Annotated in this window: 13 protein-coding genes; 5 read left to right on the top strand and 8 right to left on the bottom strand. The window is 39.6% G+C overall.

From position 1 onward, the window contains the following. Window position 1: 1 nt before the first annotated feature. Both B4B65_RS15705 and B4B65_RS15710 read right to left on the bottom strand, forming a co-directional pair. On the bottom strand, window positions 2–685 hold the full coding sequence (locus B4B65_RS15705) for a hypothetical protein (RefSeq protein ID WP_293916705.1): 684 nt from the start codon (window positions 683–685) through the stop codon (window positions 2–4). Window positions 686–752: 67 nt separating this feature from the next. Further along, window positions 753–1364, bottom strand: coding sequence for a WbqC family protein (locus B4B65_RS15710; protein WP_293916708.1), 612 nt, complete (start codon window positions 1362–1364; stop codon window positions 753–755). Between the two features lie 83 nt (window positions 1365–1447). On the opposite strand from B4B65_RS15710, the gene B4B65_RS15715 reads away from it, so the two are divergent. The 5 genes from B4B65_RS15715 to B4B65_RS15735 all read left to right on the top strand — a co-directional run bounded on the left by B4B65_RS15715 (window position 1448) and on the right by B4B65_RS15735 (window position 6924). Continuing rightward, the gene (locus B4B65_RS15715) at window positions 1448–2314 is read left to right on the top strand and encodes a lysophospholipid acyltransferase family protein (RefSeq protein ID WP_293916711.1); all 867 of its coding nucleotides are present in this window, start codon (window positions 1448–1450) and stop codon (window positions 2312–2314) included. Further along, window positions 2311–3342: a glycosyltransferase family 2 protein gene (locus B4B65_RS15720; RefSeq protein WP_293916713.1), complete on the top strand. Its 1032-nt coding sequence runs from the start codon at window positions 2311–2313 to the stop codon at window positions 3340–3342. The genes B4B65_RS15715 and B4B65_RS15720 overlap by 4 nt, the downstream gene beginning before the upstream one ends. Window positions 3343–3464: 122 nt before the next feature. After that, a complete protein-coding gene (ligA, locus tag B4B65_RS15725) occupies window positions 3465–5486 on the top strand; it encodes an NAD-dependent DNA ligase LigA (protein ID WP_293916715.1) in 2022 nt (673 codons plus the stop codon). Window positions 5487–5533: 47 nt separating this feature from the next. Then, complete coding sequence (dapA, locus tag B4B65_RS15730) at window positions 5534–6412, top strand: 4-hydroxy-tetrahydrodipicolinate synthase (protein ID WP_293916718.1); 879 nt, start codon at window positions 5534–5536, stop codon at window positions 6410–6412. A 110-nt stretch (window positions 6413–6522) separates the two neighbouring features. After that, on the top strand, window positions 6523–6924 hold the full coding sequence (locus B4B65_RS15735; protein ID WP_003001180.1) for a hypothetical protein: 402 nt from the start codon (window positions 6523–6525) through the stop codon (window positions 6922–6924). A gap of 36 nt (window positions 6925–6960) precedes the next feature. Here B4B65_RS15735 and B4B65_RS15740 read toward each other — a convergent pair whose 3' ends face one another. From B4B65_RS15740 to B4B65_RS15765, 6 genes are all read right to left on the bottom strand, one after another. Continuing rightward, a complete protein-coding gene (locus B4B65_RS15740; RefSeq protein WP_293916722.1) occupies window positions 6961–8313 on the bottom strand; it encodes a PDZ domain-containing protein in 1353 nt (450 codons plus the stop codon). Window positions 8314–8551: 238 nt separating this feature from the next. Next, on the bottom strand, window positions 8552–9130 hold the full coding sequence (nudK, locus tag B4B65_RS15745) for a GDP-mannose pyrophosphatase NudK (RefSeq protein ID WP_293916724.1): 579 nt from the start codon (window positions 9128–9130) through the stop codon (window positions 8552–8554). 35 nt (window positions 9131–9165) lie between these two features. Beyond that, window positions 9166–9936: an MBL fold metallo-hydrolase gene (locus tag B4B65_RS15750; protein ID WP_293916725.1), complete on the bottom strand. Its 771-nt coding sequence runs from the start codon at window positions 9934–9936 to the stop codon at window positions 9166–9168. 13 nt (window positions 9937–9949) lie between these two features. Then, the gene (locus B4B65_RS15755; protein ID WP_201679894.1) at window positions 9950–10759 is read right to left on the bottom strand and encodes a DUF2314 domain-containing protein; all 810 of its coding nucleotides are present in this window, start codon (window positions 10757–10759) and stop codon (window positions 9950–9952) included. A gap of 111 nt (window positions 10760–10870) precedes the next feature. Then, window positions 10871–12388: an NAD(P)H-hydrate dehydratase gene (locus B4B65_RS15760; RefSeq protein WP_293916727.1), complete on the bottom strand. Its 1518-nt coding sequence runs from the start codon at window positions 12386–12388 to the stop codon at window positions 10871–10873. A 49-nt stretch (window positions 12389–12437) separates the two neighbouring features. Then, window positions 12438–13172, bottom strand: coding sequence for an SIMPL domain-containing protein (locus tag B4B65_RS15765; RefSeq protein ID WP_201679896.1), 735 nt, complete (start codon window positions 13170–13172; stop codon window positions 12438–12440). Between the last annotated feature and the right edge of the window lie 65 nt (window positions 13173–13237).

Genomic DNA, 13237 nt, shown 5'->3' on the forward strand with positions numbered 1-13237 from the left:
TCTACTTTTCTTGCTTACCGCTTATACTTCCATCCACTCCCAATACAGATACCACTTTATCTCCCAGGCGGGTAATATCGGATTTAAGTCCTATCATTACGGTCATGGCATTAATTGGCGTATTCTGAATCTTGGTAAAACTGTGCACATACCCTACTTCCAGACCGACGAAAAACCCTTTGAATTTATAATCAGCCCCTACACCAAGTTTTGAAGAAAAATTAAATTTGGATTTCTTTTCGATCTCAACGACTGATGTAGCATCATTGACGATAGCCCGCGGTTCAAGGAAAATTCCGAAACCGGGACCGATATAGCCATATGTATTGAGTCGCTTATGCTGTTTTCGCATACCACCTGAAAGACTCAGATTGTAAAATGTTGCGTCTCCGTTATTAATACGATAGGGACTCGTATTATCCAGCAATTGCTGCTTATAACCAAATGAAAGCGTGTAAAGTACAGGCATAACATAAAAGCGGCTGTCTTTCAGAGAAATATCAAGCCCCATACTTCCTGAAAACTTTGGTGTAAGAACATCTTTGGTCTTACCCATAGGAAATGCAAGCCCTGTACCTCCGAAATAATAAACTTTACGATAATGTAATGTGTCTACACCCGACTGCGCCCTGACGGCTCCCTGAACACAAAACAGAAGAAGGAGAAAAGCTAAACTTGTTTTCATTAACATATACTTGTTTTCGAAAAAACACTTAACCTCCCCAAAGGTTTGTGAACCGACACAATATTTGCTATAAAAAGTTTTTTGCCTGAGGCCCCTGATTGAAGAGCAAATCAATAATACTCAGGTTGGGCATAAAGCCGTTATTGTTTTCAAACACCTGATAATACGGAATAGCAGATTCTTGTAAAGAAGGCTTCCTGGGGTGCATCATAGAACGCAGATCCAGTGCATTTTCATCTTCACGGACATAGGTATCTGTATCTGTTACTGTTCTGTTCAGTTTAAGCAACTTCAGCATCAACAAAAGCTGCTCTTTGTTCAGTTCATACAGAAATTCGTATTCCTGTTTGTAGAAATGTGCAAAGTCATCTTCATAATATTCGAAATAAGCTGAGCTTCTATACGCTGTCTGCAGGCTCAGCCAGTGTAATCTTTGCCAGTTGTGATCATAATTGATGCGGATATCTCCCATGGCAACATGATCCTTGCGTTTATGCATGATCGGCACCGTCAAATCCAGTTTGCCATTTGAAGTCATGATACTCGTTCTGTTTCTATATGTCTGCTTTGGATAATGTTCTTTTTTCTCCAGAAGCAAAGGCAGGTCATGTTGTTTGATAACATGAAAATAAGAAACAGGTGGCAAATAGCAGGCCGGCAATAAGATATGATTTGACATAATGAAATTAGCTCTTTATTATAAGGCAAAAGTAACTTAAATTAAGGATATTTGTAGCAAAATAGCATTTCAAGAGATATAGCATGAAAATAAAATTGTTGTCAGGTATTCTTTTCTGCCTTTCTATATTACCCTTTTGGGTTCTTTATGCGCTCTCTGATCTTTTCTATTATCTGCTTTTTTACGGGATCAAATACCGTAAAAAAGTAGTACTGGAAAACCTTAAGAATGCATTTCCGGAAAAGACTGAAAAAGAAAGACTTTTGATCGCCAAAAGATTTTACCGCTTCTTTCCGGATCTGGTCATAGAAGCTGTAAAAATGGCGAGTATCTCTTCCAGTCAGGTTAAGAAACGTATAGAACTGGTCAATCCGGAAGAAGTATACCGGCATTTTGATGCAGGCAAATCGGTGATCGGTGTGACAGCACATTATTGTAACTGGGAATTAGGTATTCACCGCTTAAGTCTCATGACACCCAATCCGGTATTAATTATATACAAACCGCTCAATAATACCGCCTTCAACACCCTTTATAACAATATAAGAAGCAGGTTTGGAGCACAGATGGTACCTATGAAGCAAATTTTGAGAGCTATCATACGGTTAAAAAAACAACCTCATATCAGTATGTTTGTCGCAGATCAGACACCGATTTATCAGGATTCGGACTATTTTCTGGAATTTCTAAATCAGGAAACGCTGGTGTATACAGGTACAGAACGGATCGCCCGCATGACACATGATCCTATTGTATATTGTCACATTGGACGAAAAGAAAAAAGAGGCTATTATTACTGTAAATTTACTACATTAGTAGAAGATGTATCGCTGTATGCTGAGCATGAAATCACCCATCTGCACAACAAATTCACAGAGGACATTATCAAAGAAAAACCTGAATACTGGCTGTGGTCACACAGACGTTGGAAACGTAAACGTAGAAAATGAAAAATTATCCCAGAGTAGCGGTTGTTATCCTGAACTGGAACGGAGCATTTTTCCTTGAGAAATTCCTGCCTTCCGTATACAACAGCGCTTATCCCAATATTGAATTTGTAATTGGAGATAATAACTCTACGGACAATTCTATAGAATTTGTTCAGAACTATTATCCTCATATTACTATTATACAAAATGACACAAATTACGGTTTTGCCGGAGGCTACAACAAAGTCCTCGAACAGGTCGAAGCCGATTATTATGTATTGCTCAATTCAGATGTCGAAGTGACAGAAAACTGGATTGCTCCTGTCATCGATATGCTGGAAGCAGATCCTGACATGGTTGCAGCCCAACCCAAGATATTAGCCTACCACGATAAGCAGAAATTTGAACATGCGGGTGGTGCCGGCGGTTTTATCGATGCTTATGGTTACCCTTTCTGCAGAGGCCGTATTATGGACCATCTGGAGGAAGATCATGGACAATATAATGATGCTAAAGAGATCTTCTGGGCCTCAGGAGCTGCCTTTTTTATTAAATCCGACGCATGGAGAGAAGCGAATGGCTTCGATACCGATTTCTTTGCTCATATGGAAGAAATCGACCTGTGCTGGAGACTCAAAAAAATGGATTATAAAATCGGTTATTGCCCTCAATCGACTGTGTATCATGTAGGCGGAGGAACGCTCAATACCAGCAATCCGAAAAAGACGTATCTGAATTTCAGAAACAATCTGTTGATGTTACAGAAGAATCTTCCCTTCTGGACGGCTATATGGGTTATTTTTGCGCGTTTGTGGCTGGATCTTGCAGCAATCTTTAAGTTTTTAGCTGAAAAAAAATTCAAAGATGCCTGGGCTGTAAGTCGTGCACATCAATATTTTTTCCTGAATATTTTCAAAACAGCAGAAAAACGTAACGAACAGATTCGCTTTGAAAACAAAAAAGGAAAATACAAAGGCTGTGTCATATGGGAATATTTCATGAATAAACGTCGGAAATTCTCGGATCTTCCTGGTGAAAATTTCGAATAAGCTGCTTTGCGTTGATGATTAAAAAAACGCACAAATAAGCATAGTCACATATTTGTGCATTTTAACATTAAAAATGCACTTTACTTGCTTTACAGGGGATATTTTTCGTAATTTCGCTGACTATGTCGGCAGTTGAAATTCAAGAAAAAATAGCACAGCTCACTCAGGAACTTAATCATTACAACTATCAGTATTATGTCCTGGCACAGAGTCTTATTTCTGATTATGATTTTGATCAGAAGCTCAAAGAGTTAGAAGCTCTTGAATTGCAATACCCGCAGTTTGCCGACCCTAACTCTCCTACCCGTCGTGTAGGAGGAGATATTACATCCAAATTTAATACTGTCAAGCACCGTTGGCCGATGCTGTCTCTCGGCAATACTTACAGTCAGGATGAGCTACGGGATTTCGATCAACGGGTACGAAAAATCATCGGTGACGATTTTGAATATGTATGTGAATTAAAATTTGACGGACTTTCCATTAGTCTGACCTACAAAGATGGTAAACTCGTACAAGGAGTAACCAGAGGAGACGGAACACAGGGTGATGAGGTAACCGCCAATGTAAGGACAATCCGCAGCATTCCGCTCACGCTCAAAACCCAAGATTATCCGGAAGAATTTGAGATCCGTGGCGAGATATTCATGCATAAATCTGCCTTCCTGAGACTAAATAAAGAACGGGAAGAAAACGGTGATCAGATCTATGCCAATCCCCGTAATTTTGCTGCAGGAACAATCAAACTACAGGACTCTGCAGAAGTCGCCAGAAGACCTTTAGACTGTTTTCTGTATTTCCTCTATATGGACAACAGAAGAAAACATTTCAGCACACACTGGGAAAGTCTTGAAGCTGTCCGAACATGGGGATTTCATGTCTGTGATCATACCCGATTGTGCAGTACTATAGATGATGTATTTACTTTTATTAATTACTGGGATACCGAAAGACATAATCTGAGTTATGAAATCGATGGTATAGTCATCAAGGTTAATGATTATGCTCAACAGGAAGAATTGGGCTTTACAGCCAAAAATCCGCGTTGGGCTACGTCTTATAAATTCAAAGCAGAACGGGTAGAGACTATTTTAAAGTCCATCAGTTATCAGGTAGGCCGTACAGGAGCAGTCACACCTGTAGCCAATCTGCAACCTGTGTCACTGGCCGGAACCACAGTAAAACGAGCGTCTCTTCATAATGCAAATGAAATAGCACGTCTCGATCTGCATGAACAGGATACTGTTTACGTAGAAAAAGGTGGCGAAATCATCCCTAAAGTCATTGCCGCCAATCTGGAAAAACGCAAACCAGATGCGCAGCCATTTCATTATCTTACACACTGTCCGGAATGCCAGACCTTACTCGTTCGTGAAGAAGGAGAAGCTGTACATTACTGTCCAAATGAAGATGGATGCCCTCCTCAGATTATAGGTAAGATGCAACATTTCATCGGACGTAAAATGATGGATATCGAAGGTATGGGAAATGAAACAATTGAGACTTTTTTCAAAAAAGGATTGATCCGGAATGTCGTAGATATCTACAGCCTGAAAGAACATGAAGAAGATCTGCAACAACTGGAACGCTTCGGACAAAAGTCTATTGACAATATGCTTAAGGGCATAGAGAAATCCAAAGAAAAGCCTTTTGAAAAAGTACTTTTTGCATTGGGTATACGTCATGTAGGAGAAACTATTGCAAAAAAACTGGCTTTATATTTTAAGAATATCGATGCATTGGCACAAGCTTCTGTAGAAGAGATCGCATCCGTACAGGATATCGGAGGTCGTATTGCCGAAAGTGTGCATCAATATCTGAATACACCGATACATCAGCAGCAGATACAAAAATTAAAAGATTACGGACTGCAGTTTGAGATTGAAGAGAAGGAAGTAGTACTTGCCGGAAACGGTCTGGAAGGAAAGACTTTTCTGATCTCTGGGGTATTTGCTGATTTTTCAAGAGAAGAATTAACAGCACTTATCGAGAGTCACGGAGGTAAGATGGTAAGCAGTATCTCTGCCAAACTTAATTATCTCGTAGCAGGAGACAAGATGGGACCATCCAAACTCGCAAAAGCAGAAAAATTACAGGTTCCAATTATCAACGAACAGGAACTGCTGGTTTTGATAAACAACTAAACAAAAAATATTATAATTAACAATATCCATTAATCAAAAACAACACAATGAACGAGCTTCACGGAGCAGGAGTCGCATTAGTCACTCCGTTTAATGCAGAAGGATCCATTGATTTTGAAGCCCTGGCACAACTGATCGAGCTTCAGATCAATGAAGGTATGAACTATTTGGTTTCTTTAGGAACTACAGGCGAAGTCGCTACACTTTCTAAAGAAGAACGAAAGCGTATCTGGGATTTTACTGCCAAACAGGTGAATGGCCGCGTTCCATTGGTTGCCGGAATTGGTGGAAATCATACTGCAGAAATTGTCACTCAGGTACAGGAATTTGACAACAGTGCGTACTGTGCAATTCTTTCTGTTTCTCCATATTACAACAAACCGACGCAAGAGGGTATCTACCAGCATTATAAGGCAATAGCTACCGCTTCAAAACTTCCGGTTATCTTATATAATGTTCCGGGAAGAACGGGCAGCAACATGACAGCTGAAACAACTATTCGTCTGGCAAAGGATTTTGACAATATCGTAGCGATTAAAGAAGCATCAGCCAATTTTGCTCAATTCAGTGCCATTATGAGAGATAAACCTGAAGGATTTCTCCTTATTTCGGGAGATGATCCGGCTACACTGCCCATGATGGCATTGGGAGCTGTAGGTATTATTTCAGTAGTTGGAAATGCATATCCGGCAAAAGTAGCTACCTTATCCAGGCTTTGTGCAGAAGGTAACTATGCGGATGCAAGAGAAATTCATAATGAATTACTGGAAATAACGGATCTATGCTTTATAGAAGGTAATCCAGCCGGTGTCAAATACATATTACAACAGAAAGGTATTGGCAGAGACCATGTGCGCCTTCCGCTTGTACCTGTAAGTGTAAGAACGCAACAGGCGATTGAACAGGAAATGAAAACATTAGGATAATCAGAAAGAGGTGAAAAAATTCACCTCTTTTTATTTTATACCCATGTGTTAATTACCAATTATTCTCTTTACTTTTAATTGTCATTCAGCAGTTAATAATAACTAAGGATATGGAAGAAAATACAGCCCCAAGAAAAAAAAGCGGATTTAAAAAGTTTTTAATTATTCTCCTTCTCATTTTAATTGCTGTAGGAGCCGGATCTGTTTACTACAAGTATTATTTTGTCTTTGGAGAAGGTGTCAAATCCGGAAAATTGAATTTTGCAGTCAAAAAAGGAAATATTTTCAAGACTTATGAAGGCAAACTGATACAGGAGGGAATCGGACAAGGTAAAACCGGAGGACTGGCCAGCTATGAGTTTGAATTTTCAATCGAAGATGACTCCGTATTTCACGTACTGGAAATGAATAGCGGTAAATATTTTGATCTTCATTATAAAGAATTTCACGGCGTTATTCCCTGGAGAGGAAATACGGTATATATTGTAGACAAAGTGATCAATATGAGATAAAGAAAGGTTCCTTATTCCAATCACGAAATACGCAACCTATGATGGTTCTACATAAGGAATGGGGTCTTTAAGCCGGAAAGAAACCTTAAAATCCTGATCATTTCTTCGGACGACCATGTTAATTTTTTTCCCTTCATCTTCACTGAGAGAATGTTGGATCTGATCCAGAGACATCATTCCCGTCAATCTTCTGTTGATACTGATGAGCATATCTCCTTTTTTCAACCCCGCACTTTCTGCAGGAGACCCTTTTCTGACACTGACAATAGAGTACGAAGGCTTCAGCACAAATTTATACTGTAAAGCTCCGGTAGATGCTTCATAAACAGGCTTGGGACTGGTCAACTGATCATTTGTCACCTCTGACGGAATATTTACCTTTACCCAATCCTGCACCCATATCATGCCATCATGCTTTACATCCAGCCCACTCATATCTACCAGAAAAGGCTTATTGTAAAATTTATTCTTACGGATATAAATAGCCTGAGTTGTATAATCAAATATAATACTAAACCGCATCAGAACTTCATTCCCAACTGAGCCTACCCTATCTTTTACCAGTTTGGCAGATCGGACGGCAATACTGTCCGGGAAAGAGGATGTAGGGGTCCTGAAGTTAAATTTGCCCATCTGAAACTGATGGATACGACTCATCCTGCCATGTATATCTCCGCTAAATCCCCGACCTATAAATTCTTCTATACTCGGCTCATTGAGTCTGAAACCCGGTACCCGCGAAGGAAACACCATTATAGCATCACTATTCCCCATATCGACCAGCATTTTGGCTTTTTTCTTCTCCTGCTGCAAGGATAACCAGGCATCAATATAAGGTCTGCTGTTTTCCAGTTCTATATCCAGACGTTCATATTTTCTGACTTTTCGTTCAATCTGCTCGCTATCTCTGTAAACTGTAAGCTTATGCTTGACAAAATCTACTTCTACCGGATGATCTTTAAAAAAGTGACTCCCCAGAATGCCGTTTATAGGTACTCCAACATAAGCTGAAAAATTAAAATCACTATTCAATATAACATACACTGTATGTGTAGTATCTATGAGTTCTCCACCCACCTCTACTGTATTACCTGTTGCCTGAATAGCTTCTATCCCTTCATTTTCGCCTAATCCGTTAAACTTAAGTTTTTTTGTATTTTTAAAGCTTAGCGTATTGTCTTCCAGACTAAATAAGATGGTTTCCTTAACTCCGGTATCTACCAGAAATATCAGATCCACCCCATTAATCTTGATAGGGACCAAAACCAGATTTCTTACGAATTGAAAAGGGATGACGGCTTTATCTTCACCCTTTATAAATTCAAAATGCCCTTGAGCACGTATAGGAAATACATAGCATAAAAATAATATGATGATAAGGTATCTCATATTAGGAGTACATATTGGTTATTGTTTCACAATGGTAATCTGACACAAATTACGAGAAAATTATCAGTAGTAAAAGTTTTATAAGGAGATTATATAATAACATCTTATTCCTTTAAAAAACAACAAGACTTGTTGCAGACTAAAGTATAGAGAAAAAGGCATTCCTTACTGCAACCGAAAATCAAATACAGCCGGTGGAAAACACCGGCCTGTATTTGTTTCTTAACAGTTCATATGCCTATAAAATTCCGTACAATTTTATATACTGGAGTAACATAATTGTTTTACCGTCTTTGATTTCGCCACTTGTTATCATATTCATGGCATCTTCGATAGGATACTCCAGCACTTCTATATTCTCTTCCTCCTGCTCCAATCCTCCCCCCTCTGTGACTTTCATCTCTTTATCATATGCAGCAATAAAAAAATATAAAATTTCCGTTACCGAGCCCGGAGACATATATGCTTCAAATACTTTGCGGACATCTTTTATTTTATAACCGGTCTCTTCTTCCGTCTCCCTTCTTATACAGTCTTCCGGATTATCCTGATCTAATAATCCTGCACAGGTTTCTATAAGCATACCACTACTATTGCCATTGACATAGGTAGGTAACCTGAATTGCCGGGTCAGAATAACTGTTTTTTGCTGCTCATTATAAAGCAAAATAGTAGCTCCATTGCCCCGGTCGTATGCTTCCCTGCTCTGTCTTTGTTTTGTCCCGTCCTTTTTGACGTATTCATAGGTAATTTTACGCAATACATACCAGTTATCTGAAAGGATCTGCGTATCTACAATCTTTACTTTGTCAATCATAAAACCTATGCTTAGTTGTTATTAGTATCTCATTTTTATTTTATCTCCTTCAGCAGTGAGTTGAATTCTTCAATATCGTGATAACCAAAAACCTCTACATCAGGATGATGATTTATAAATTCACGTATTTTATGCAGTGTATTCAACCTCCATTCATTATTATCCGCTCTGGCCTTCGCCAGATCATTGACAGGATGCCCCTTATCTGTCAGCTCTATTTTCATATAGTAGGCATCGCCTATATAAAAGAACCATTTATCATCCTGTCGGAATGCCGCTCCACAATGTCCCAGTGTATGCCCGAATAGAGGAATAAGGTATATATCAATACCCGGATTAATATTAACTTTTCTGGCTTCCAGACCAAACCATTTATCCGTAGTTTCGGCATATGTTTGTATCACAGGATGATGATCCAGCATATGCGTCAGATAACGTGGATTTCCACTATTAAAATTGTCATATTCTTCTTTTCCAATATGTACTGTAGCATCAGGAAAATCAGCAAGTCCTCCTATATGATCCGGATCCAGATGGGAAATAATGCAATGTGTGACAGGTTTATTCTCCAATCCTAATGCACTAATTTGCCTTACTGCAGTCCAGTCTTCATTAAAGCGGAATCCTGCCATTTCTATCAACTGCTCTCCTATTCTTTCATTGGGATGCCTCGTATCCAAAAGACCAACACCAGTGTCTATAAGAAATAGTTCATGATCCGATTCGATCAATACACAATGTCCTATCACATTGGCATTCACTGCTGTTACGATCTTCAGGCAGTTAATATGGTGTATTTTTATCATGAGGATAGCGAGACTACTTAGTTTCAAATAAAGGAATAATATGCTGCCAATCCAGTTTTCTGGCAAAATCAAGAGCTGTATATCCCTGGTTCGTTTTGACATCTTTATCCATTCCCGCCGCTAACAGCACTTCCACAGAAGTCTGATTTCCAGCAATGGTTTCCCTGTGCAATAGTGTATACCCTTCTTCGTCTATATGTGAAAGTTCATCGGGGTTATCTTTTATAAATTCGATAAGCTTTTCTCTCATATTTTTACTCATCGGATGCTCTTCCAAATTTTCAGGATGTTCTTTTTGCTGATTAACAATTAACGTTTCCTTGTAATCGCCAAATTCCAGACCCCAGGCTTTGTCATGCTCTTTGCGTTCCTGTACAGACATATCGGAGCGCATAGCCTGTATTGTAAATCCACCATATGCTCTTGGTAAAGGATTTCCTGAAAAAAGCTTGGAAAGACCTTTTGGTTTATTTTCCGGTATCGCAAATAACCAGTCACTGATCTGCTCTAAAGGAATTTCGACAAAATCGCCATTCGCAATATTGGTCAATGCATTAGGGCTATTGACTAAAACCCCTCGTATATTAATTCCGTCAAAATCGACTTCATTGATCCACATATGTTCAACCAAAGGGTCTTCCTGATCTGCCTGTCGCTCTGAAAAAGCAACCTTTACACATGCTACAGTCAACCCGGGGATAATTCGTCTGTTTTCCCAGGACCATTCCCGCCAAAAATATTTAAAGGTCTGTTGTGCATTTTTAAAAGCGTCCATCATCTTTGGACTATCTCCGGGCGCAAAAAATATTTCGTTACTTGCCATTATTACTGTTTTAGTTTATTCATCTATACTTATTATGACCCCAGATTACAGAACAGAAATTGTTAGAGATTACATATCAATACTGTAAAGGATACGAATATTCTCGTTTACTTAAAATATACGGGACAATCTGAGGCGTTGAAATGCTGTACGCAGGCAGGTAATGATATCGGATGCAATCAGGCTTTCTTCTCCCCGTTCCTTTCTTGCCTCATCTCCTGCTGCACCGTGAAGATATACAGCCAGTATAGCTGCATCTTCTGCAGAATACCCCTGTGCGAGTAAAGAAGTGATTATTCCGGTTAATACATCTCCACTACCTCCGGTTGCCATACCTGCGTTTCCTGTAGAATTAAAATATAACTTCCCATCCGGCAATACAGTCATCGTATTAGCCCCCTTTACAATGATAATAACCTTATACAGGGATGCAAAATTCCTGACTTTTTCTATCTTTTCCCTATCATCCGTCCATTCTCCGATCAGTCTTTTCAATTCTTTTGGATGGGGTGTAAGAATCGTATCCGGAGGAAGGTTTGCCAGCAGATCCTGCCGTGTAGCCAACAGGTTCAATGCATCTGCATCAAGTACAAGTCGGGTATCTGGGGTCAGAGATCGCATCAATTTCACAAAAGCGGTCCCTGTAGGTCCCTCCTGTCCCATTCCTATACCTACTCCGATAGCTGAATAAGATTTGACAGAAGGATAATTGGCGATATGATTATTATTTGAATCGGTGAGCACCATTATTTCGGGAACGGCAGTCTGAAAAGGTGTATATCCGCACCCCGGTATATACACCGTGACAAGACCACAGCCGGATCTGGCCGCAGCAGTAGCACTCAGCCTCACTGCTCCTATTTTACCATAGCTTCCGCCGATCAGTAAAGCATGTCCGAAAGTTCCCTTATGCGAAAAGCGATTGCGGGATTTCAACTTTGCGGATGCCCATTGTTCAGTTACATAATAATGATCAACATGTTGTTGACGGATCGCATCCGGATCCAGCTGAATGTCAATTACTTCATATGTATCTACCCATTCCTGATGCTGTGGAAGTAACATAGCCAGCTTAGGACTATGGAATGTATATATCTTGGTTGCCTTTACTACAATTGCATCAGCGGCATTGATCACATCTGCCTGCAATCCTGAAGGCAGATCTGCTGACAGGATATAACCAGCATGATTATTAATGCTTTCTATCAACGGACGATAGCTTTCATCCAGCGGTCTGGATAAACCGACACCAAAAAGACAGTCCAGAATAATAGCATTTTCATTAATTTCAGGTGGCAGTTCTGCCTCAAAGGATTTAATAAAATCAGGGTGAATTTTTTTCTGATTTTGAAGGTTATCCTCGCTGTAATGGAGAGAATTCAGAAGATACACCTGCACATCAGCACCTTTCTCCAGCAACATGCGGGCAACGGCGAGTCCGTCACCACCATTATTTCCTGATCCACACAACACTACAAAAGAATATCGGGAAACATCTTTCAGATCCCTTTCTATAGCTTGCGTCAGCGCAAATGAAGCTCTTTCCATCAGTTCTAATGATGAAATATGCTGCGCAGCAATCGTCAACTGGTCGACTTCCTTTAACTGGATCGCATTCAGTATTTTCATTTTAACAACGTTTGAATACATCAGTCAGCTTACGCTGATGTATCGTTATTTAATTTGTCAAATAGCTGGTCTTGACAGTGATATTTGCTGTTTTGCTTCTGGAAGTCGTATTGAAAGCTCCTCCGTAAGAATACTCTTCATTATCATTTTGTCCGGTAATCTGAAAGATTCCCAGATCTGCTTTTACTAAATCTCCCAGACTTGAACCGGCTTCTTTAGCAATATTCCCGGCACGCAGATGCGCATTACTTGAAGCCTGCGAAATTAACTCCAGTTTCAGATCTTCCAGTTTGGAATAATAGTAACTAGGTGTATTGGAACTAAGCTCCAGACCCTGAGAGATCAGTGTTGAAATCTCTCTGGAAGCAGCATCGACCTTATCCAGATCTCTGGATTCAATACTTACATTCTGAGAAAGGCTATATCCGGAAAATGTACTGTAACTATTTCCATTTCCGTCATTGGTGTAATTGAAATCTTTGGAAATGCTGACTGCATTAAACCGGATCTCATTTGATTTTATTCCTTGCTTAATAAGAAAGTCACGTACAAGATCCCTGTCTCTTTTGAGCTGTTCAGAAGCTTCACTAAGTTCCATAGACTTTCTACTGTACACTGCTGTCCATTTCACCAGATCAGACTCAAAGTCTTTCTTTGCATTGCCTGTGACATTAATGGTGTTGGAACTTTTGAATTTATAACGATAGGCTCCCCCGAGTACAGCTCCGAAAATAATAAAGGAAAGACCTGCGATAACCGCAATAACTACAGCATTAGACTTCATAACGTATCAAATAATTATAATTTAACTACATTGTTGCAAATAAACTACCCTAAATATAGCATTTA

This window comes from Sphingobacterium sp. UBA5789 (assembly GCF_002418355.1).
GTDB lineage: Bacteria > Bacteroidota > Bacteroidia > Sphingobacteriales > Sphingobacteriaceae > Sphingobacterium.